This is a genomic window from Burkholderia sp. USMB20, from assembly GCF_000949135.2.
Classification (GTDB): Bacteria; Pseudomonadota; Gammaproteobacteria; order Burkholderiales; family Burkholderiaceae; genus Burkholderia.
Genome location: NZ_JTAN02000012.1, coordinates 441810 through 462358, shown reverse-complemented (window position 1 = coordinate 462358; position 20549 = coordinate 441810). Strand labels below are relative to the sequence as shown.

Annotated in this window: 18 protein-coding genes; 6 read left to right on the top strand and 12 right to left on the bottom strand. The window is 68.4% G+C overall.

All coding sequences use genetic code 11. The annotated features are described in order from the left end of the window. Window positions 1–38: 38 nt before the first annotated feature. From PL79_RS15305 to PL79_RS15275, 7 genes are all read right to left on the bottom strand, one after another. Window positions 39–752, bottom strand: coding sequence for an HAD family hydrolase (locus tag PL79_RS15305; protein WP_044844471.1), 714 nt, complete (start codon window positions 750–752; stop codon window positions 39–41). Further along, complete coding sequence (locus tag PL79_RS15300; RefSeq protein ID WP_044844472.1) at window positions 749–1600, bottom strand: carbohydrate ABC transporter permease; 852 nt, start codon at window positions 1598–1600, stop codon at window positions 749–751. Before PL79_RS15300 ends, PL79_RS15305 begins: the two co-directional genes overlap by 4 nt. Then, window positions 1597–2544 carry a carbohydrate ABC transporter permease gene (locus PL79_RS15295; protein ID WP_044844473.1) on the bottom strand — a complete coding sequence of 316 codons (948 nt, stop codon included), beginning with the start codon at window positions 2542–2544 and terminating at the stop codon, window positions 1597–1599. The genes PL79_RS15300 and PL79_RS15295 overlap by 4 nt, the downstream gene beginning before the upstream one ends. Window positions 2545–2646: 102 nt before the next feature. Further along, window positions 2647–3972: an ABC transporter substrate-binding protein gene (locus PL79_RS15290; RefSeq protein WP_044844474.1), complete on the bottom strand. Its 1326-nt coding sequence runs from the start codon at window positions 3970–3972 to the stop codon at window positions 2647–2649. A 117-nt stretch (window positions 3973–4089) separates the two neighbouring features. Then, complete coding sequence (locus tag PL79_RS15285; protein ID WP_044844475.1) at window positions 4090–5442, bottom strand: D-tagatose-bisphosphate aldolase, class II, non-catalytic subunit; 1353 nt, start codon at window positions 5440–5442, stop codon at window positions 4090–4092. After that, on the bottom strand, window positions 5430–6386 hold the full coding sequence (locus tag PL79_RS15280) for a sugar kinase (protein WP_044844545.1): 957 nt from the start codon (window positions 6384–6386) through the stop codon (window positions 5430–5432). The genes PL79_RS15285 and PL79_RS15280 overlap by 13 nt, the downstream gene beginning before the upstream one ends. 72 nt (window positions 6387–6458) lie before the next feature. After that, complete coding sequence (locus PL79_RS15275; RefSeq protein ID WP_044844476.1) at window positions 6459–7235, bottom strand: L-iditol 2-dehydrogenase; 777 nt, start codon at window positions 7233–7235, stop codon at window positions 6459–6461. 328 nt (window positions 7236–7563) lie between these two features. Between PL79_RS15275 and PL79_RS15270 the strand changes: the two genes are divergently transcribed. The 5 genes from PL79_RS15270 to PL79_RS15250 are packed head-to-tail and all read left to right on the top strand — an operon-like array spanning window position 7564 to window position 10866. After that, complete coding sequence (locus PL79_RS15270) at window positions 7564–8025, top strand: Fur family transcriptional regulator (protein ID WP_014896195.1); 462 nt, start codon at window positions 7564–7566, stop codon at window positions 8023–8025. Window positions 8026–8072: 47 nt separating this feature from the next. Continuing rightward, on the top strand, window positions 8073–8987 hold the full coding sequence (locus PL79_RS15265) for a metal ABC transporter solute-binding protein, Zn/Mn family (RefSeq protein ID WP_044844477.1): 915 nt from the start codon (window positions 8073–8075) through the stop codon (window positions 8985–8987). A 13-nt stretch (window positions 8988–9000) separates the two neighbouring features. Continuing rightward, window positions 9001–9894, top strand: a complete 894-nt coding sequence (locus tag PL79_RS15260) for an ABC transporter ATP-binding protein (RefSeq protein ID WP_044844478.1) — start codon at window positions 9001–9003, stop codon at window positions 9892–9894. Beyond that, window positions 9887–10672, top strand: coding sequence for a metal ABC transporter permease (locus tag PL79_RS15255; RefSeq protein ID WP_044844479.1), 786 nt, complete (start codon window positions 9887–9889; stop codon window positions 10670–10672). The genes PL79_RS15260 and PL79_RS15255 overlap by 8 nt, the downstream gene beginning before the upstream one ends. After that, entirely contained in the window at window positions 10669–10866 is a 198-nt protein-coding gene (locus PL79_RS15250; RefSeq protein WP_082088484.1) for a hypothetical protein, read from the top strand. Before PL79_RS15255 ends, PL79_RS15250 begins: the two co-directional genes overlap by 4 nt. 303 nt (window positions 10867–11169) lie before the next feature. Here PL79_RS15250 and fghA read toward each other — a convergent pair whose 3' ends face one another. Genes fghA through PL79_RS15230 form a run of 3 tightly spaced genes read right to left on the bottom strand, consistent with a single transcriptional unit; the run spans window position 11170 to window position 13727 of the window. Then, window positions 11170–12018 carry an S-formylglutathione hydrolase gene (gene fghA, locus PL79_RS15240; RefSeq protein WP_044844481.1) on the bottom strand — a complete coding sequence of 283 codons (849 nt, stop codon included), beginning with the start codon at window positions 12016–12018 and terminating at the stop codon, window positions 11170–11172. Between the two features lie 15 nt (window positions 12019–12033). Beyond that, entirely contained in the window at window positions 12034–12255 is a 222-nt protein-coding gene (locus PL79_RS37170; RefSeq protein ID WP_044844482.1) for a hypothetical protein, read from the bottom strand. Between the two features lie 20 nt (window positions 12256–12275). Then, window positions 12276–13727 carry a xylulokinase gene (locus tag PL79_RS15230; RefSeq protein WP_044844483.1) on the bottom strand — a complete coding sequence of 484 codons (1452 nt, stop codon included), beginning with the start codon at window positions 13725–13727 and terminating at the stop codon, window positions 12276–12278. Between the two features lie 449 nt (window positions 13728–14176). Here PL79_RS15230 and PL79_RS15225 point away from each other — a divergent pair, with 449 nt between their 5' ends. Further along, the gene (locus PL79_RS15225) at window positions 14177–15553 is read left to right on the top strand and encodes a nucleobase:cation symporter-2 family protein (RefSeq protein ID WP_044844484.1); all 1377 of its coding nucleotides are present in this window, start codon (window positions 14177–14179) and stop codon (window positions 15551–15553) included. 259 nt (window positions 15554–15812) lie between these two features. On the opposite strand, the gene PL79_RS15220 is transcribed toward PL79_RS15225, so the two are convergent. Both PL79_RS15220 and bpeB read right to left on the bottom strand, forming a co-directional pair. After that, the gene (locus PL79_RS15220; protein WP_044844485.1) at window positions 15813–17336 is read right to left on the bottom strand and encodes an efflux transporter outer membrane subunit; all 1524 of its coding nucleotides are present in this window, start codon (window positions 17334–17336) and stop codon (window positions 15813–15815) included. Continuing rightward, window positions 17336–20536 (bottom strand): efflux RND transporter permease BpeB, encoded by a 3201-nt coding sequence (gene bpeB / locus PL79_RS15215; RefSeq protein ID WP_044844486.1) that lies wholly within the window; start codon window positions 20534–20536, stop codon window positions 17336–17338. Before bpeB ends, PL79_RS15220 begins: the two co-directional genes overlap by 1 nt. Window positions 20537–20549 lie beyond the last annotated feature (13 nt).

Here is a 20549-nt window from a genome sequence, read left to right as displayed (position 1 = left end):
GCGCCGCGTTGAAGGCGGCGCGCATTCGTTCCTGGTTGCTAGTTCGGCAGCACCGCGCCGGTCGCCTGCCAGCGCGCGACGTAGCCGGGCAGCTCGTGCATGTCGTCGAATACGTGACGCGCGCCGATCCCGCGCAACGCGTCGATCTGCGCGGCCGACGCATGCCCGCCGCCGACGAAGCCGAGCACGGTCATGCCGGCCGCGGCGGCCGCGGTGATGCCGGTCACGCTGTCCTCGACGACGAGGCATTGCGCGGGCACCGCGCCGAGCGCACGCGCGGCCGCGAGATACACGTCGGGCGCCGGCTTCGGCCTCGCCACGGCGTCCGCGCAGAACAGCCGGTCGCCGAAGAAGCGCGCGAGGCCCGTGCGCGCGAGCGCCGCCTCGACGTACGCGCGGTAGCTGTTGCTCGCGCACGCGGTCGTCAGGTTGAGCGCCGCGAGGGCCTTGTCGATGCCATCGACCATCGGCGCGTTGACGGCCGCCGCCTCGACCGCGCGGCGGATCGCGTCGACGTCGCCGGCCGACAGCGTGCGGCCGACGGCCTCGCCCGCGCCGGCCAGCACGCGCTCGATGCGCAGCCCGAGCAGCGGCATCACCGCCGGCCGCGCGTCGACACCCGGCCAGCGCGCATCGAGCTCGCGCACGATCACGTCGGCGGCGACGGCCTCGCTGTCGATCAGCACGCCGTCGCAGTCGCAGATCAGCACGTTCATCCCGTGACCGAGCGCGCGTTCGCCGGTAGCACTCATTTGACCGCCCCGAACGTGAGCCCGCGCACGAGCTGCTTCTGCGACAGCCAGCCGACGATCAGGATCGGCGCGACCGCGAGCAGGGAAGCCGCGGACAGCTTCGCCCAGAACAGCCCCTCGGGGCTCGAGTACGACGCGATGAACACGGTCAGCGGCGCGGCGTTCGAGCTCGACAGGTTGATGCTCCAGAACGCCTCGTTCCACGACAGGATCACGAGCAGCAGCGCGGTGGACGCGAGCCCCGGCAGCGCCATCGGCATCAGCAGGTAGACGATCTCCTGCCACGTCGACGCGCCGTCGATGCGCCCCGCTTCGAGGATGTCCTTCGGGATCTCGTTGAAGTACGTGAAGGTCATCCACACCGCGATCGGCAGGTTGATCAGCGTGTACACGATCACGAGGCCCGACACGGTATCGAGCAGCCCCGCGTTCTTCCACAGCAGGTAGATCGGCACGAGCACGCCGACCGACGGCATCATCTTGGTCGACAGCATCCACAGCAGCACCTTCTGCGTGCGGTGGTTCGGGAAGAACGCCATCGCGTAGGCCGCCGGCACCGCGAGCAGCAGCGAGATCACCGTGACGCCCGCCGAGATCAGCACCGAGTTCCACGCGAACGCGAAGTAGTTGCTGCGCGCGAACACCTCGCGGAAGCTGTCGAGCGTCGGCATGAAGAACAGCGTCGACGCGTACGCCTGTTGCTCGGTCTTGAACGCGGTGATCGCCATCCAGAAGATCGGGAAGAACAGCAGCAGCGCGAGCAGCCACGCGAGCGCACCGGGCAGCGCGCGCCGCACGAGGTCGAATGCAGCCGGCGCGCGCCGGCCTTCCAAAGTCAGGTCGCTCATTTCTCGTACTCTCCCTTCAGGTTGCGCGCGAGCATCCGCACCAGGAAGAACGACACGACGTTCGCGACCACGACGGCGATGATCCCGCCCGCGGATGCGAGGCCGACGTCGAACTGCTGCAGGCCGAGCGCATAGATCAGGTACGACAGGTTGGTCGTCGCATCGCCCGGGCCGCCGCCCGTCGTCGTGTAGATCTCCGCGAAGATCGACAGCAGGAAGATCGTCTCCATCATCACGACCACGGCGATCGCGCGCTTCAGGTGCGGCAGCGTGATGTAGAAGAACATCGCGATCGGGCCCGCGCCGTCGATGCGCGCGGCTTCCTTCTGCTCCTGGTCGAGCGACTGGATCGCGGTGAACAGGATCAGGAACGCGAACGGCAGCCACTGCCACGCGACGATGATGATCACGGCGGTGAGCGGGTAATCGGCGAACCAGTCGATCGGCGTCATCCCGAGCGCGCGCATCGCGTTCGCGACGAGCCCGTACACCGGATGCAGGATCATGTTCTTCCAGATCAGCGCGGCGACCGTCGGCATCACGAAGAACGGCGCGATCGCGAGCAGGCGGGCCACGCCCTGCCCGTAGAACTTGCGGTCGAACAGCACGGCCATCAGCACGCCGCCGACCACGGTGATCGCGAGCACCGCGCCGATCAGCACGAGCGTGTGCCAGATCGCGGGCAGGAACGACGGATCGGTCGCGAGGAAGCGGTAGTTGTCGATCCCGGCGAAGCCCTTCACGTCCGGGTTCAGCAGGTTGTAGCGCGAGAACGAATACCAGATCGTCATCGCGAGCGGGATCGACATCCACAGCAGCAGCACCGCGACGGACGGCGACACGAGCCAGCTGGCGCCGCCGCGCGCGCGGCGCGGCGCGCCCGGCGGCGACGACGCGTCGCCGACCGGCGACGCATGGCTCAGGGGAAGACGCAAATGACGCATGATCGGAGTCCCTCCGGTTGAGACGCGGGCACGAACGGCCGGCCCGCCTTTCTGCATCGGCGACGCGCACCGTGCGCGGCAGCGCGCACGGTGCCAGCCGCGTTACTTCTTGTAGCCGGCCTGCCGGACCGCGCGGTCGGCCGCCGCCTGCCCGGCGGCGAGCGCCTGGTCGACCGTCATCTGGCCGGCCACCGCACCCGCGATCGCCTGTCCGACCACCGTGCCGAACGACTGGAATTCAGGAATCCCGACGTACTGCACGCCCGTGTACGGCACCTTCTTCAGCGACGGATCGTTCGGGTCGGCCGTCTCGATCGCCTTCAGCACGAAGTCCGAGAACGGCGCGGCGGCCTTGTACTCGGCGCGTTGGTAGGTCGACGTGCGGGTGCCCGGCGGCACCGACGCCCAGCCTTCGTCCTTGCCGACCATCTCGATGTACTGCTTCGACGTCGCCCATGCGATGAACTTGCGCGCGGCGTCCTGCTGCTTCGACGTCTTCGGCACGGCCAGCGCCCACGCCCACAGCCAGTGCGAGCCCTTCGGCGTGGCGGCGACCGGCGCGGCGGCGAAGCCGATCCGGTCGGCGACCTGCGACTGCTGTTTGTTATAGAGCATCCCGGCCGCGACCGTCGCGTCGATCCACATCGCGCACTTGCCCGACGCGGTCAGGGTCAGGTTTTCGTTGAAGCCGTTCGAGCTTGCCCCCGGCGGGCCGTCTTTCTTCAGCAGGTTTACGTAGAAGCCGATCGCCTTCTTCCATTCCGGCGACGTGAGCTGCGCGTTCCAGTTCTCGTCGAACCAGCGCCCGCCGAACGTGTTCACGACCGTGGACACGTACGCCATGTTCTCGCCCCAGCCGGCCTTGCCGCGCAGGCAGATGCCATAGGTTCCCTTCGCCTTGTCGGTGAGCTTGTCCGCGAACTCGGCGATCTGGTCGTAGGTCGGCTGGTCGGGCATCTTGAGCCCCTTCGCCGCGAACAGGTCCTTGCGGTAGAACGTCATCGAGCTCTCGACGTAGAACGGCAGCGCATACAGCTGGCCGTTGTACGACAGGCTGTCGCGCGCGGTCTTCACGATGTCGTTCAGGTCGTAGTCGGCGGGCAGCCCCGTGATCGGCGCGAGCCAGCCGCGCTTGCCCCACTGCGGCGTCTCGTAGGTGCCGATCGCCATCACGTCGAACTGGCCGCTGCCGGTCGTGATGTCGGTGGTCGCGCGCTGGCGCAGCACGTTCTCCTCGAGGATCACCCAGTTCAGCTTGATGTCAGGGTTCGCCTTCTCGAACGCCGGCGACAGCTTCTTCAACTCGATCATGTCCGGGTTGTTCAGCGTCGCGATCGTCAGCGTGCCGGCGGACGCCGCGCACGCGGCCGTCGCGAGCGCGGCCCCGGCGAAGCAGCGTACGGCGGCATCGAGCATCTTTCGTTGCATGGCATGTCTCCTGTGATTGTTCGAACTGTCGTCGGTGTTGCGTATTGCGTATTGCGTATTGCGTATTGCGTATTGCGTATTGCGTGTGTCGCGTTGCTGCACTTCCTTCGCGGCCCGTCACGCCGGCCGCTGCATCCCGCACGCGCGCGCATAGTGCGCGATCACGTCGCGTATCCGGTGGCGCACCCAGGCGCGCGGCTCCTTCGCGAGGCCGCCCGCGCGGCACGCCGTGTACACGTCCGGCAGCCACTGCGCGACGAGCGTTTCGGGCACCGGCTGCCGCGCGAGGTTGCCGAACAACTGCTCGACCGCCGCCACGACGGCCGGCTGCAGCCAGTAGTAGCGGATCCGGTCGCTGTAGCTGAACTGGCGCGCGAGCCGCTGCTCGGTCTCGTCGCCGCGGTAGTACGGCGCCCAGTGCTCGGGCTGCGCGCGCATCGCGGCGTCGACCACGTCGCGCAGCTGCGAGCGCTGCGCGCCGTCGCCGATCAGCGCGTCCTCGATGAAGGTGAGCGCGAACAGCGCCTCGCGCAGCGCGAAGGTCAGCGCGGGGCCGACCTTCAGCACCGCGAAGTGGTCGCGCACGAGCGCGGCGAGCGCGCCTTCGGTCTGGTAGTCGGTCGAATGCGCTTCGAACACGAGGCGCGGCGTGTGCAGGATGCTTGCACCGAGCGATGCGGCCTTCGCGCTGTCGTAGTCGAGCACGTGGCGATCGTCGAAATCGACGCCCGGTTGCGCGACGATCGCGACCACGCGCGTCCATGCGTCGTCGAGCCCGGCCGCCGCGAATGCGCTGCGATGCGCGTCGAGCGTCGCCGCGATGCTGTCGCTGCGCGTGACCGCGATCCGCGCGATCGCATCGCCGGCTGCGTCGCCGGCCACTTCGCCGCCCGGCGTCGGCACCTCGGTGCCGATCACGTAGACGGGCGCGACGCCGGCGCGCGCCGCCGCGTCTTCGGCCGCGCGGCACAGCCCGGCCGCGCGCGCGGCGATCGTCCGGTCGTCGAGCCGCGCCGGATCGTCCGCACACGCCATGCTCGCATCGAGGTGGATCTTCTCGAACCCGGCTTCGACATACGCGGCGACCATTGCCGCCGCTTCGCGCATCGCGTCGGCCGCGCGGCGGTGCCGCCACGGGTTCGGTCCCAGATGGTCGCCGCCGAGCACCAGCGCCGACGGCGCGAGCCCGCAGCGCTGCGCGATCGCATCGACGTCGCGCCGGAAATCGGCGGGCGTCATGCCCGTATAGCCGCCGAGATGGTTCACCTGGTTGCAGGTCGCCTCGATCAGGAGCGGCGAGCCGTCCGCGCGCGCGGCCTCGCACGCGGCCTCCAGCACGAGCCGGTGCGCGCTGCAGACCGAATAGATGCCGCGCTGCGCCTGCGCGCGGTTCGCGTCGAAGATCATCCGCAGCACGGCGCCGGCGTGCGCGCTGCGCGGGCGTTCGGCAGTGGAAGTCAGGCCGGGCATGCGACACCTCGTTCGGTCAGGAAGCGGTCGATCTCGGCCGCGCTGCTGTTGCCCTCCATCGGGCCGCGCCGCGTGACCGCGATCGCGCCGGCCGCGTTCGCGCGGCGCAGTGCGACGTCGATAGGCAGGCCGGCGACGAGACTCGCGACCAGCGTACCGCCGAAGCAGTCGCCGGCGCCGGTCGGATCGCGTTCGTCGACGGGATAAGCCGGCGCGTCGACGCGGCTCGCACGGTCGAACGCGACGCTGCCGGCCGCGCCGCGCTTGAGCACGACGCGTTCGAGCAGCGGATGCGTCGCGAGCAGCCCGGCGATCGCGCGCTCGGCCGGCTGCGGCCCGCAGAAGAACGGCAGGTCGGCCTCGCTCGGCAGGAACAGGTGACACGCGGCGAGCAGCGTGTCGAGCGCCGCGCGCATCGGGCGGAAGCTCAGCATCTCGGGCCGCACGTTCGGGTCGAACGACACCTTCGCGCCGGCGCGCGCCGCCTCGATCACGCCGCGCTGGACCGCCGCGATCGCCGATTCGCTCGTCAGCGACGAGCCCATCACGTGGAAGTAGCGGCAGCCGTCGAACATCGATGTATCGACGTCGGATGCGTCGACGCACGCGGCAGCGCTGGTCGACAGGCTGAACACGAAGCTGCGCGAACCGTCGTCGCGATACGCGACGAACGCGGTGCCGGTCGGACGTGCGACGCGACGGATGCGCGCGACGTCGACGCCGTCCCGCTCGAGCCGCGCGACGATCGCGTCGCCGAACGCGTCGCGGCCGACGCAGCCCGCATACGCGACGCGCACGCCGAGCCGCGCGGCCTGGTCGGCGAAGATCGCCGGCGCGCCGCTCGGGAACGGGCCCGCGAACAGGCCCGGCACGTCGAAGCCCTGGCCGCGCTCGGCGGCGACGAATTCGGCCAGCAGTTCGCCGGCAACCACGATCTCCGCCATCATGCGTGTCCTCGTGCGGCGGCGGCCGCGCGCGGCACGAACGCCAGGGGTAAGCGTGCGAGCGGCGCCACTTCAGCTCATCCAGTTGCCGCCGTCGACGTTCAGCGTCTGGGCGGTGATGTAGTCGGCGTCGGCCGACGCGAGGAACAGCGCGGCGCCCGTCAGGTCGCCCGGCACGCCCATCCGGCCGAGCGGCACGGCAACGCCGACGAGCCGCTTCTTCTCGCCGAGCGGCCGGTTCTCGTAGCGCGCGAACAGCGCATCGACCTGCTCCCACATCGGCGTGTCGACCACGCCCGGCGCGATGCCGTTCACGTTGATCCGGTGCGGTGCGAGCGCGAGCGCGGCCGACTGCGTATAGCTGATCACCGCGGCCTTGGTCGCGCAGTAGTGCGAAACGAGTGCCTCGCCGCGACGCCCCGCCTGCGACGACATGTTGACGATCTTGCCGCCGCGGCCCTGCTCGACCATCCGCTGCGCGACCGCCTGCATCAGGAAGAACAGCCCTTTCACGTTGACCGCGAACAGCCGGTCGAACACGTCCCAGGATTCGTCGAGGAGCGGGCGCATGTCGAACAGCGCCGCGTTGTTGAACAGGATGTCGACGCCGCCGAAGCGCTCGACCGCGGTCGCGACGATGCGCGCGATGTCGTCGCGGCGCGTGACGTCCGCGGTAACGGCCACCGCCCGGCCGGGATTTTGCTCGATCAGCTGCGCAAGCGAGCCGCTCGGCGGCTTCACGTCGACCAGCACGCAGCGCGCGCCCTCGTCCAGATAGCGTTGCGCGACCGCTTCGCCGATACCGCTTGCCGCGCCCGTCAGGATCGCGACCTTGTCTGCCAGTCTCACTGGTTGTCTCCGGTTCGTTCTGCTGCACGAAGGCCGCGAGGTGAGCGAACGCTCGCTGGCCGATCAATTGCTCTGTTGTTGATCGAATGATCGGATACGCGATTCATGCTGTCAAGGCGACACGGCGGCTTTCGATGATGCGCTGCGGCACGGCCGCGCCGTGCGCCGGCCGGCGACCCGCGCCCGGCAAGGCGCGGCGGGCTGGGTGCGGCGCGGCTGAAACGGCGCTGAAGGGGACGGAGCGCGCGCATCGGCAGGAATTCGGGCTGCACGGCATGGAGATACGTTATATCATCGCGATACTTCGTTTCATTGCCTGCTTCACGCCATGGCCACCTCATCGCCCATCGACGCCCGGCTGTCCCGGGCCGACGCATTCGCCGCCGAGCACGGGCTCGCGTGGACGCCGCTGCGCCGCCAGGTCTACGAACGCGTGCTGGCCGCGCAGCGCCCGATCGGCGCGTACGACCTGCTCGCCGAGCTCGAGCCGCAACGCGGCCGCGTGCCGCCCACGACCGTCTATCGCGCGCTGGATTTCCTCGTCGAGCACGGCTTCATCCACCGGATCGAATCGAAGAACGCATTCTTCGCGTGCTGCGAGATCGGCGTGCCGCACGAAGGCCAGTTCCTGATCTGCGACTCGTGCGGCGAGACCGTCGAGATCCCGGGCAGCGACCTCGCGAAACAGTTGTCCGCGAGCGAGCCCGCGCACGGGTTCGAAGTCCACCATCAGGTCGTCGAGCTGAACGGCCTGTGCGGGCACTGCAAGGGCAAGCCCGCGCAACGCTGACACCGCACCGCGCGGCGCACCCGCCGCCCCTTCCAACGAGGAGTTTCATGTCCATTGCCCTGAAGCGCGCGCCGCGGCGCGCCCTGCCGCTTGCCCGCCTGCTGGCCGCCGCTGCTGCCGCGCTGTCGATCGCGGCGCCCGCGTTCGCGCAGGCCGCGACCGTCAACGTGGTCGCCGCCGAGAATTTCTATGGCGACGTCGCGTCGCAGATCGGCGGCCGCCATGTCGCGGTAACCAGCATCCTCAGCAGTCCCGACCAGGATCCGCACCTGTTCGAAGCGAGCCCGAAGACCGCGCGCGCGCTGCAGCACGCGCAGGTCGTGATCTACAACGGGGCGAACTACGACCCGTGGATGGCCAAGCTGCTGTCCGCTTCGAAGCAGGCGAAGCGCGCGACGATCGTCGTCGCGGATCTCGTCGGCAAGAAGGCCGGCGACAACCCGCACCTGTGGTACGACCCGGCGACCATGCCGGCCGCGGCACGCGCGATCGCGGCCGAGCTCGGCCGGGCCGACCCGGCGAACAAGGCCGACTACGACGCGAACCTGCAGAAGTTCGTCGCGTCGCTGAAGCCGATCGACGACAAGGTCGCCGCGCTGCGCGCGCAGTACAAGGGCGTGCCGGTGACGGCCACCGAGCCGGTGTTCGGCTACATGTCGGATGCGATCGGCCTCGACATGCGCAACCAGCGCTTCCAGCTCGCGACGATGAACGACACCGAAGCCAGCGCGCAGGACGTCGCCGCGTTCGAGAACGACCTGCGCAAGAAGCAGGTGCGCGTGCTGATCTACAACAGCCAGGCCGAAGCGCCGATGACCAAGCGCCTGCTGAAGGTCGCGCGCGACGGCGGCGTGCCGAGCGTCAGCGTCACCGAGACGCAGCCGGCCGGCAAGACCTTCCAGCAATGGATGGCCGGCCAGCTCGACGCGCTCGCGGCCGCGCTTTCCGCCAGCAAGAAATGATTCACGCTACGACATGACCGCCACTCCCCACGCACTCGCACTCGATCGCGTCACGCTCGAACTGGGCGGACGCACGATCCTGCGCGACGTGAGCTTCTCGATCGAACCCGGCGAATTCGTCGGCGTGCTCGGGCCGAACGGCGCGGGCAAGACGACGCTGATGCGCGCGGTGCTCGGCCTCGTGCCCGTCACGGGCGGCACGCTGTCGGTCGGCGGCGTGCCGGTCGTGCGCGGCAACGCGTCGATCGGCTACATGCCGCAGATCAGAAGCGGCCTCGCGAATCGCCGGATGCGCGGCTACGACTTCGTCGCGATGGCCGCCGACGGCCACCGCTGGGGGCTGCCGCACACGAACGCCGCGACGCGGCGCGACGTCGACCGCGTGCTCGACCTCGTCGGCGGCCCGACGCTTGCGCGCCGGCCGCTGTCGGAACTGTCGGGCGGCGAGCGGCAGCGCCTGTTGCTCGCGCAGTGCCTGCTCGGCAGCCCGAAGCTGCTGCTGCTCGACGAGCCGCTGATCAGCCTCGACCCGAACCACCAGCGCGGCGTCGTCGAACTCGTGCGCAACGTCCAGCGCGAGCTCGGCATCACCGTGCTGTTTTCCGCGCACGAACTGAATCCGCTGCTGAACGCGCTCGACCGCGTGCTGTATCTCGGCAACGGCGTCGCGGCGCTCGGCACCGTCGACGAGGTGATCACGAAACCCGTACTGTCGCGCCTGTACGGCTCGCCGATCGACGTGATGCGCGTGAACGGCAGGATCTTCGTGATGTCGGGCGACGTCGAAATCGAGAAGCACGATCACGAACACGAGGACGACGACGGCCACTCGCACGGCGGCGGCGGTCACGATCACGGTCACCACCACCACGGACACGCTCATCCCGGGCATTCGCACGATGTTTGAATACGACTTCATGATCAACGCGTTCGCCGCGTCGGGGATCGTCGCGGTGCTCGCTGGCATCGTCGGCTACTTCCTGGTGCTGCGCGGACAAACCTTCGCCGGCCACGCGCTGTCGCACGTCGGCTTCACCGGCGCGACCGGCGCGGTGCTGCTCGGCATCTCGCCGATCTGGGGGATGGTCGGCTTCACGCTCGCGGCCGGGATCGGGATGGGCGCGCTCGGCGAACGGCTCGCGGGCCGCGACGTCGCGATCGGCGTGATCCTGTCGGGCGCGCTCGGCTTCGGGCTGCTGTTCCTGCACTTCTACACGTCGTTCGCGACGCAGGTCACCGCGCTGCTGTTCGGCAACGTGCTCGCGGTCAGCCACGATACGCTCGCGGTGCTGGCCGGCATCGGCGCGGTGAGCCTCGTCGCGCTCGCGCTGATCGCGCGGCCGCTGCTGTTCGCGTCGCTGCAGCCCGAGCTGGCCGAAGCCAAGGGCGTGTCGCTGCGCACGGTGTCGATGCTGTTCCTCGCGGTGTGCGCGCTCGCGGTGGCCGCGGCGACGCAGATCGTCGGCGTGCTGCTCGTGTTCACGCTGCTGGTCGGGCCGGCCGCGGCCGCGCAGAACGTGTCGACGCGGCTGTCGACCGGCGTGCTGCTCGCCGCGCTGTTCGCGCTGTTCGAAGCGTGGGCCGGGATCGCGCTTGCGTATCACACGGACTGGCCGACGAGTTTCTGGATCACCGCGCTGTCCGCGCTCGTGTATGGGGCGAGCCTGTTGCGGCGACGCACATGACGTTCAGCCGGCGCTCGACAGGGCGCCGCGCATGTCGCACGCACTCCAAAGGCGTGCATGGAATCAGCGGGGAATGCGTGACCATCGAATCGACGATCGATTACGCGCGACTGAGAAACTTGCTGATCGCGCAGAAGCCGGTTCAGATCCCCGGCTCCTCCGTGCGCGCGTACGGCACGATTACCGTCAAATGAAGCGAGTCGCGTACCGAGCCGCGGTGACCGCGTGGGTACTCGTGGCATCCGTGTCGCTTGCACGGCTGTGCCTCACTCACGAATCGTTCGCACTACCGATACCCGAGCGCGCGTGGGCTTGGCTCGTCACGCATGTTCCCGGGTTCTGGGATGGCGAGGCGGGAGATGATCTCGTCATCGTCATGCATTTGCTGATAGCGCTTGCGGTCGTGATACCGGTGACCTGGCTCGCCTTGCGCATGCTGCGAAAGCGGAAGCGCCACGCCACTCGCTGATGCGGGATGGCGCGGCCGGTTTACCGCACTAACGTGCCAGCACCCGCGCATGATGCGCGACGTGATCGGCGATGAACGTCGAGATGAAGTAGTAACCGTGGTCGTAGCCCGCATGGCGGCGCAGCGTCAGCGGCTGGCCGGCCTTCTCGCACGCGGCTTCGAACACGTCGGGGTTCAGCTGGTTCGCGAGGAACTGGTCGGCGAGGCCCTGGTCGACGAGAATGCCGTCCGCGAACTTCGGCGCATCCGCGCGCGCGACGAGCTCGCTTGCGTCGTGCTGTTTCCACGCTTCGCGATCGTCGCCCAGATAACCCGAGAACGCCTTCTCGCCCCACGGGCAGCGCGTCGGCGCGGCGATCGGCGCGAACGCCGACACCGACCGGTACAGGTCGGGGTGACGCAGCGCGAGCGTCAGCGCGCCGTGCCCGCCCATCGAGTGGCCGAAGATCCCGAGCCGCGCGCCGTCGATCGGCAGTTCGGCCGCGACGAGTTCGCGCAGCTCGCCCGTCACGTACGACTCCATCCGGTAATGCGTCGACCACGGCGCTTGCGTCGCGTCGACATAGAAACCCGCGCCGACGCCGAAATCCCACGCCTCCGACTCGCCCGCCACACCCGCGCCGCGCGGGCTCGTATCGGGCATCACGAGCGCGAGGCCGTGCTGTGCCGCGTACTGCTGCGCGCCGCCCTTGATCGCGAACGTCTCCTCGGTGCAGGTGAGCCCCGCGAGATAGAACAGCGCCGGCACGCGGCCGTGCGCCGCCTGCGGCGGCAGGTACACCGAGAACTTCATCGGCAGGCCGATCGCCTTCGAATCGTGGCGATAGAAGCGTTGCTCGCCACCGTGGCAAGCATGCGAAGAAACGAGTTCGAGCATGGGGTTCCCTTCCGTTCAATACAGCACGATCGGGCGAATCGATTCGCCCTTCTTCATCGGGTCGACGCCGTCGTCGAGCATCTCGCGCGGCAGCGCGTGCGTGATCAGGTCGAGCCGTACCGCGCGACACGGCGAAGCCGTATCGCGCCCGGCATGATCCCCGATCCCGCCGCCCGTCGCGCGCGGGAAACGGTCGCCGGCTTGCCGCGAGGCGTCACCGCTGTCGCAACAGGACAATCCAGGACAAGTGCCCGAGTTTAAACGCCGCTTGTGAACCACGCATCCGTTCGCGCATACAGATCGATGAAACGCGCATGGCGGGCGGCCAGCGCGCGATCGTCGCGCGGCGCGGCGACGGGCGACGCAGCCGGCGCCAGCGTGCGCAGCGCGTCGTCGCGCCAGTGTCCGATCGCGACGCCGGCGAGCAGCGCGGCACCGCGCGTCGCGGCATTCGGGCAATCGACCGCGTCCAGCGACGCGACGAGCGCATCCGCGAGCAACTGGCGCCAGCGCGGATCGACCGAGCCGCCGCCGGCGAGGCGCAGCGTCGTCACCGGATCGGCCGGGTTCGCAGCGCGGATCGCATCGAGCCCCGCGCGCAGCGCGAACGCGACACCTTCGAAGGCGGCGCGCATCATCGCGCCGCGCGTGTCGCCGAGCCCGAGCCCGAGCCAGCCGCCGCGCGCATCGGGATTCATCCACGGCGAGCGCTCGCCCGTCAGGTACGGCAGGAAGCAGAGCCGCCCGGACGCCGGCTGCGCGAACGCGTCGTCGTACGCATCCGCCCAGCCCGGATAGCCGAGCCAGCCGCGCACGGCTTCGAGCGCGAGCCCGACGTTCTGCATCGCGGCCATCGTGTAATAACCGTCGCCGGCCGCCGCGCGATAGCGGTGCAGCCCAAGCCGCGCGGGCGGCAGCGCATCCGCGAGCACGACGATCTGGCCGCCGCTGCCGGTGGTCAGCAGCGCATCGCCGGCCGCGACGAGCCCGCTGCCCAGCGCCGCGCACGCGGTATCGGCCGCCCCCGTCGCCAGCGGCACGCCGGCCGGCAGCCCGAGTGCCGCCGCGGCCTTCGCATCGAGCACGCCGCAGCGCGCGCCCGACGCCCGCACCGGCGCGAACCGGTCGAGCGGCAGGCCCAGCGACTCGATCAGCGCCGCATCCCATGCGCCGTCCGGCGTCGCGAGCGCGGTCGCGCACGCGTCGCTCGGATCGGCCGCGACCTCACCGCCCAGCGCGACGCGCAGCCAGTCCTTCGGCTGGACGGCCCAGCGGGCGGCCCGCAGCGCCTGCGGTTCGTGTGCGGCCAGCCAGCGCAACAGCGGGCCCGCCATGCCGGGCGCGACGGGATTCGGTGCGACGGGCAAACCGGCGCCTGCCCAATCGGCCGCGTCCGCTTCGCGCACCGCGCGCGTATCGGGCCACAACAGCGCGGGCCGCACCGGCTGCCCGGCCGCGTCGATCGGCACGACGCCGTGCATCTGGCCGGAGAAGCCGATCGCGGCGACCTGCGCGCGCTCGCCGGCCGGCAGCCGCGCGGCAGCGCGCACGAGCGCCTGCCACCAGACGTCGGGCGCGATTTCGGCCCAGCCGGGCTGCGGCGACGACAACGCATAGGGTTCGCTCGCCACCGCGCGCTCGACGCCATCGGCATCGAGCGTGACGAGTTTGACGGAGCCGGTGCCGAGGTCGATTCCGAGCAGGCGCATGACGGAGTGGCGTAGTCGAGTGAACGGATATCGATGATAGCGGGATCGCGCCATGCGCCCCGATTTTTGCGGCGCTTTCGGCCGCGCGGCGACGCAAAAACCCGGCCGTGCACGACCGGCTTCGCCGGGCTGCACCTTGCCCGCCAGAACAGCCGCTCGCGGGTTAACCCGGCACGATTTTTCGCCGGTCGTTTTTGCCACTATGCCGCGGTCGCGATACACACCATAAAGCGACCGATATTTGACACGGGGGTCCGCGCTATTTTGGAGGGCTATAAAACCGGGGAACCTCACTCCAGCGGCAGTTTCCCGATGATCGACACCCTGTTTCATGCCGACCTGGCATATCGAACCAGCAAAGAACGGAATAGAACCCAGCGCTCTTGTTGCGATGTGGCATTCCGCATAACTTCGTATCACCCCGAAAACAAGATCATGGAGTGAGACAGATGCAATCGAACACGGTCCATCCGTGCGATGAGGTGCTGCCGACCGGCAAGCTGGTAACGCTTGGCCTGCAACACGTCCTCGTCATGTACGCCGGCGCTGTCGCCGTGCCGCTTATCGTTGGCGCCGCACTCAAGCTGCCGAAAGACCAGATCGCGTTCCTGATCAGCGCCGATCTGTTTTCGTGCGGCATCGCCACGCTGATCCAGACGCTGGGCCTGTGGATCTTCGGGATCCGCCTGCCCGTCATCATGGGCTGCACGTTCGCGGCCGTCGGCCCGATGATCGCGATCGGCACCAACCCCGGCCTCGGCATTCTCGACATCTTCGGTTCGACGATCGCGGCCGGCATCATCGGCATCGTGCTCGCGCCGATGATCGGCAAGCTGTTGCGGTTCTTCCCGCCGGTGGTCGTCGGCACCGTGATCGCGGTGATCGGGCTGTCGCTGATGGAAGTCGGCATCAACTGGGCGGCCGGCGGCGTCGGCAACCCCGAGTACGGCAGCCCCGTCTATCTCGGCCTGTCGCTGCTCGTGCTCACGCTGATCCTGATGATCAACAAGTTCGGCCGCGGCTTCATCGCGAACATCTCGGTGCTGCTCGGCATCGTCGCCGGCTTCGCGATCGCGTTCGCGATCGGCCGCGTGAATACCGACGGCGTCGCGCACGCACCGTGGGTCGGCATCGTGATGCCGTTCCACTTCGGCATGCCGCACTTCGACCCGCTGTCGATCGTGACGATGGTCACGGTGATGTTCGTCACGTTCATCGAATCGACCGGCATGTTCCTCGCGGTCGGCGACATGGTCGATCGTCCGGTCAACCAGGAGCGCCTCGTGCGCGGCCTGCGCGTCGACGGCCTCGGCACGCTGATCGGCGGCATCTTCAACTCGTTTCCGCATACGTCGTTCTCGCAGAACGTCGGCCTGATCGGCGTGACGGGCGTGAAGAGCCGGTTCGTCTGCGCGACGGGCGGCGTGATCCTGGTGCTGCTCGGCCTGTTCCCGAAGATGGCGCAGGTCGTCGCGTCGGTGCCGCCGTTCGTGCTCGGCGGCGCGGGCATCGTGATGTTCGGGATGGTGGCCGCGAACGGCATCAAGGTGCTGTCGAAGGTCGACTTCGTGAACAACTCGCACAACCTGTTCATCGTCGCCGTGAGCGTCGGCATGGGCCTCGTGCCGGTCGTGTCGCCGCACTTCTTCTCGAAGCTGCCGCCCGCGCTCGCGCCGATCCTGCACAGCGGCATCCTGCTCGCGTCGGCCACCGCCGTGATCCTGAACATCGTGTTCAACGGCGTGAAGGGCGAGAAGGACGCGCGTTGCGACATCCGCCGCGCAGGACACGACTTCGACGGACGCCCGGCCGACGTGCATCACTGATCGGTCCGCCCCGGACGCGCCGAAGGACGGTGCGATACGGTAAAGGAAAAACGCCACGGCTTGCCGTGGCGTTTTGCTTTGCGGCGAGTGATTGAGCGACGATAGCGGAGGTGCCGGTGATGACGATCCGCGGTCGCGGCCAATCGAACCGGCCGCACATAAAAAAACGCCACGGACCTTCGTCCGTGGCGTTGTCTCATCCCGGGGACCGCGACTTCGGCGAACCGGCGCGGTCGCCCGCCCCTGCCCGCCGTCGTGCTTACCCGTTCGTCGCTGCCGCCGACGCAGCAGCCGGAGCGGCCGCCTTGTCGTAGTCGACCGTCTCGTCCGGTGCGCGCGGCGTCTCGCCCGCGTGCTGGATCCAGCCGCCGCCCAGTGCGCGGTACAGCGTGACGAGGTTCGTCCAGCGTGCCAGGCGCGCGCTGATCAGCGACTGCTGAGCCGAGTACAGGTCGGTTTGCGCGGTCAGCACCGACAGGTAGCTGTCGACACCGTTCTTGTAGCGCAGGTCCGACAGGTCGAAGCGACGCTGCTGCGCGTGCTCGTTGCGCTCGAGCGCGGCGATCTGCTGGTCGTACGTGCCGCGTGCGGCCAGCCCGTCCGACACTTCGCGGAACGCCGACTGGATCGCCTTCTCGTAGTTGGCGATCTCGATGCGCTTCTGCACGTTCGCGAGGTTCAGGTTCGCGATGTTCTGCCCGCCTTCGAAGATCGGCATCGTGATCTGCGGCGCGAACGACCACGCCGCGGTGCCGGCCTTGAACAGGCCGCCGAGCGTCGGGCTGCCGGTGCCGAACGCGCCCGTCAGCGAGATGCGCGGGAAGAACGCCGCGCGTGCCGCGCCGATGTTCGCGTTCGCGGCCAGCAGCGTCTGCTCGGCCTGCATCACGTCCGGACGACGCGTCAGCAGGTCGGACGGCAGACCGGCCGGCACGTCCGTCAGCAGGTTCTGCGCGTCGAGCGGCATGCCCGCCGGCAGATCGTCCGGCAGCGGCTCGCCGATCAGCAGCACCAGCGCGTTCAGTGCCTGTGCACGCGCGCGCGCCTGCGCCTGCTGGTTCGCGAGCGCCGTCTCGACGACCGTCTGCGCCTGACGCAGCTCGAGCTCGGAGCCCGTGCCGTTGTCGAACTGCAGCTTGGTCAGGTCGTACGACGCCTGGGCCGACTTCAGCGTGTTTTCCGTGACCTGCAGCAGGTCGTCGGTCGACAGCAGCGTCAGGTACTGATCCGCCACCTGCGACACCAGCGAGATCTCGGCAGCCTGCCGTGCGTACGACGTCGACAGGTACTGCGCGAGCGCCTGGTCCTTCAGGCTCTGCACGCGACCGAACAGGTCGAGTTCCCACGATGCGGAAACGCCGACGTTGTAGGCCCGCGAGATATACGGCGCCCCCGTCTGCGACAGGCCCTGCGGCACGCGCTGGATGCTGCCCGTGCCCGTGCCGTCGAGCGTCGGGAACAGGCCCGCGCGCGTGATCTGGTACTGCGCGCGCGCCGCCTCGATGTTCAGCACCGACACGCGCAGGTCGCGGTTGTTCTTCAGCGCGATCTCGATCAGCCGCTGCAGGCGCGGATCGACGAAGAATTCGCGCCAGCCGATGGCGGTCGCCGCCTGGCCGTTCGCGCTGCGCGCGCCGGCAGCACCCGGCTGCGTCGCATAGACGCCGCCGGCCGGGTACGCCTGCGCGACGGGCGCGTCGGGCCGCGTGTAATGCGGCGCCATCGTGCAGCCCGTGGCCAGCAGCGCGACCGCGATTGCAGTCAAAGCGTGTTTTTGCATCATCACTGTCCCTTGTTGCCTTCGTCGCCGTTGCCCGGCTTCTCTTCGTGGTGCGAGTGCTCCTGAGCCAGACGCAGCGCCTGGTCGACGTCTTCCTTCTCGCCGCTGAAGATCGCGCGGATCTTCACGAAGAACATCGGGATCATGAAGATCGCGAGGAACGTCGCCGTGATCATCCCGCCGATCACGCCGGTACCGATCGCGTGCTGGCTCGCCGAACCCGCGCCGTTGCTGATCGCGAGCGGCATCACGCCGAGAATGAACGCGAGCGATGTCATCAGGATCGGACGCAGCCGCAGGCGCGCCGCTTCCAGCGCGGCCTCGATCGGGCCCATCTTCTCCGTCATCTGCAGTTCGCGCGCGAACTCGACGATCAGGATCGCGTTCTTCGCGGACAAGCCCACCGTGGTCAGCAGGCCGACCTGGAAGAACACGTCGTTCTCGAGGCCGCGCATCGTCGCCGCGAGCAGTGCGCCGACCACGCCGAGCGGCACCACCATGATCACCGAGAACGGGATCGACCAGCTTTCATACAGTGCCGCGAGACACAGGAACACGACGAGGATCGAGATCGCATACAGGATCGGCGCCTGCGAGCCGGACTGGATTTCCTGGAACGACAGGCCGGTCCACGAATAGCCGATACCGACCGGCAGCTTCTTCGCGAGCCCTTCCATCGCGGTCATCGCCTGACCGGTCGACTTGCCCGGTGCGGCCTGACCCTGGATTTCCATCGCCGACACGCCGTTGTAACGCTCGAGCTTCGGCGAACCGTACGTCCAGTGACCGGTCGCGAACGCGCTGAACGGCACCATCCCGCCCGAACCGTTGCGCACGTACCAGATGTTCATGTCCTCCGGCGTCATCCGGAACGGCGCATCCGACTGCACGTACACCTTCTTGATCCGGCCGTCGGTGTCGAGGAAGTTGTTCACGTACTTCGACGCCCACGCGATCGAGAACGTCTGGTCGATCGCATCCGCCGTCACGCCGAGCGCATTCGCCTTCTCGCGATCGATGTCGACCTTGTACTGCGGCGTATCGTTCAGCCCGTTCGGACGCACGCCCTGCAGCGTCGGATCCTTCGAGGCCATCCCGAGCAGCTGGTTACGTGCGGCCATCAGCGCGTCGTGGCCGAGACCGGCGTTGTCCGTCAGCTCGAAGTCGAAGCCGGCGGCGGTGCCGAGTTCCGGAATCGACGGCGGGTTGAACGGGATCACGATCGCGTCCTTGTAGCCCGAATAGCGCCCGAACATCCGGCCGATCAGCGCCTGGACCTTCTGGTTCGCGTGCTGGCGCTGCGAGTAGTCCTTCAGGCGCACGAACACGAGACCCGAGTTCTGGCCGCGGCCGGCGAAGCTGAAGCCGTTGACCGTGAACGCCGATTCGACGATTTCCTTCTCGTCCTTCAGCAGGTAGTCGGAAATGTTCGCGAGCGTCTTCGCGGTCGTTTCCTGCGTCGAGCCCGACGGGGTCTGCACGATCACGAACATCAGGCCCTGGTCTTCATCGGGCAGGAACGACTTCGGCAGGCGCACGAACAGCAGGCCGACCGCGACGATCACGACCAGGTAGATGATGAGCCAGCGACCCGAGCGCTTGATCACGTGGTGCACGCCGACGTGGTACTTGTCGCGGCTGTTGTTGAACGTGCGGTTGAACCAGCCGAAGAAGCCCTTCTTCTCTTCGTGATGGCCCTGCGGGATCGGCTTGAGGATCGTCGCGCACAGGGCCGGCGTCAGAATCAACGCGACCAGCACCGACAGCACCATCGCCGACACGATCGTCAGCGAGAACTGACGATAGATCGCGCCGACCGACCCGCCGGAGAACGCGACCGGCACGAACACCGCCGACAGCACGAGCGCGACGCCGACGAGTGCGCCGGTGATCTGGCCCATCGCCTTGCGGGTCGCCTCCTTCGGCGACAGCCCCTCTTCCGCCATCACGCGCTCGACGTTCTCGACCACCACGATCGCATCGTCCACCAGCAGGCCGATCGCGAGCACGAGGCCGAACATCGACAGCGTGTTGATCGAGAAGCCCACCAGCGACATGATCGCGAACGTGCCGAGCAGCACGACCGGCACCGCGATCGTCGGGATGATCGTCGCCCGCAGGTTCTGCAGGAACAGATACATCACGAGGAACACGAGCACGATACCTTCGAGCAGCGTCTTGACCACTTCCTCGATCGACAGCTTCACGAACGGCGTCGTGTCGTACGGATACTTCACGACGAGACCGTGCGGGAAGAACGGTGCGAGCTCGTCGATCTTCGCGCGCACGGCCTTCGCGGTCGCGAGCGCGTTTGCGTTGGTCGCGAGCTGGATACCGAGTGCCGCGGTCGGCTGACCGTTGTACTTCGTGTCGAAGTTGTAGTTTTCGCCGCCGAGGCCGATCTGTGCGACGTCCTTCAGGCGCACCTGCGAGCCGTCCTGGTTGACCTTCAGCAGGATGTTGCCGAACTGCTCGGGCGTCTGCAGCAGCGTCGATTCGGTGATCGTCGCCTGCAGCACGGTGCCCGGCTTGGCCGGCGTGCCGCCGATCTGGCCGCCCGCGATCTGCACGTTCTGCGCGGTGATCGCGCTCGTCACGTCGACCGGCGTGAGGCCGTAGTTCGTCAGGCGGGTCGGGTCGAGCCAGATCCGCATCGCGTACTGCGAGCCGAACAGCGTGACGGTACCGACGCCGTTCAACCGGCTGATCGGATCCTTCACGTGCGACGCCACGAAGTTCGCGAGGTCGTACTTGTTCATGCTGCCGTCTTCGGAGTTGAAGGCGAGCACCAGCAGGAAGCTGCTGCTCGACTTCGTGACCGACAGACCGAGCTGCTGCACGACCTGCGGCAGAACCGGCGTCGCGAGCGACAGCTTGTTCTGCACCTGGACCTGTGCGATGTCGGCGTTGGTGCCCGGCGCGAACGTCAGCGTGATCGTGGCGTTGCCCGAGTCGTCACTCGTCGACGACATGTACAGGAAGTTGTCGAGACCGCTCATCTGCTGCTCGATCACCTGCGTCACCGTGTCTTCCACCGTCTTCGCGGAAGCGCCCGGGTAGTTCGCGGTGATCTGGATCGATGGCGGCGCGATCGTCGGATACTGCGCGATCGGCAGCGTGAAGATCGCCGCGACCCCGGCCAGCATCAGGATGATGGCGATCACCCACGCGAAGATCGGGCGATCGATAAAAAACTTTGCCATGAAACAGGCTCCC

What these genes read in the sequence shown, in the direction of transcription:
- PL79_RS15285 (WP_044844475.1), bottom strand. Translation starts at nt 5,442, where the DNA reads ATGCCCGGCCTGACTTCCACTGCCGAACGCCCGCGCAGCGCGCACGCC.
- PL79_RS15280 (WP_044844545.1), bottom strand. Translation starts at nt 6,386, where the DNA reads ATGGCGGAGATCGTGGTTGCCGGCGAACTGCTGGCCGAATTCGTCGCC.
- PL79_RS15255 (WP_044844479.1), top strand. Translation starts at nt 9,887, where the DNA reads ATGTTTGAATACGACTTCATGATCAACGCGTTCGCCGCGTCGGGGATC.
- PL79_RS15225 (WP_044844484.1), top strand. Translation starts at nt 14,177, where the DNA reads ATGCAATCGAACACGGTCCATCCGTGCGATGAGGTGCTGCCGACCGGC.
- PL79_RS15260 (WP_044844478.1), top strand. Translation starts at nt 9,001, where the DNA reads ATGACCGCCACTCCCCACGCACTCGCACTCGATCGCGTCACGCTCGAA.
- fghA (WP_044844481.1), bottom strand. Translation starts at nt 12,018, where the DNA reads ATGCTCGAACTCGTTTCTTCGCATGCTTGCCACGGTGGCGAGCAACGC.
- PL79_RS15295 (WP_044844473.1), bottom strand. Translation starts at nt 2,544, where the DNA reads ATGCGTCATTTGCGTCTTCCCCTGAGCCATGCGTCGCCGGTCGGCGAC.
- PL79_RS15230 (WP_044844483.1), bottom strand. Translation starts at nt 13,727, where the DNA reads ATGCGCCTGCTCGGAATCGACCTCGGCACCGGCTCCGTCAAACTCGTC.
- PL79_RS15265 (WP_044844477.1), top strand. Translation starts at nt 8,073, where the DNA reads ATGTCCATTGCCCTGAAGCGCGCGCCGCGGCGCGCCCTGCCGCTTGCC.
- PL79_RS15305 (WP_044844471.1), bottom strand. Translation starts at nt 752, where the DNA reads ATGAGTGCTACCGGCGAACGCGCGCTCGGTCACGGGATGAACGTGCTG.
- bpeB (WP_044844486.1), bottom strand. Translation starts at nt 20,536, where the DNA reads ATGGCAAAGTTTTTTATCGATCGCCCGATCTTCGCGTGGGTGATCGCC.
- PL79_RS15270 (WP_014896195.1), top strand. Translation starts at nt 7,564, where the DNA reads ATGGCCACCTCATCGCCCATCGACGCCCGGCTGTCCCGGGCCGACGCA.
- PL79_RS15300 (WP_044844472.1), bottom strand. Translation starts at nt 1,600, where the DNA reads ATGAGCGACCTGACTTTGGAAGGCCGGCGCGCGCCGGCTGCATTCGAC.
- PL79_RS15290 (WP_044844474.1), bottom strand. Translation starts at nt 3,972, where the DNA reads ATGCAACGAAAGATGCTCGATGCCGCCGTACGCTGCTTCGCCGGGGCC.
- PL79_RS15250 (WP_082088484.1), top strand. Translation starts at nt 10,669, where the DNA reads ATGACGTTCAGCCGGCGCTCGACAGGGCGCCGCGCATGTCGCACGCAC.
- PL79_RS15220 (WP_044844485.1), bottom strand. Translation starts at nt 17,336, where the DNA reads ATGATGCAAAAACACGCTTTGACTGCAATCGCGGTCGCGCTGCTGGCC.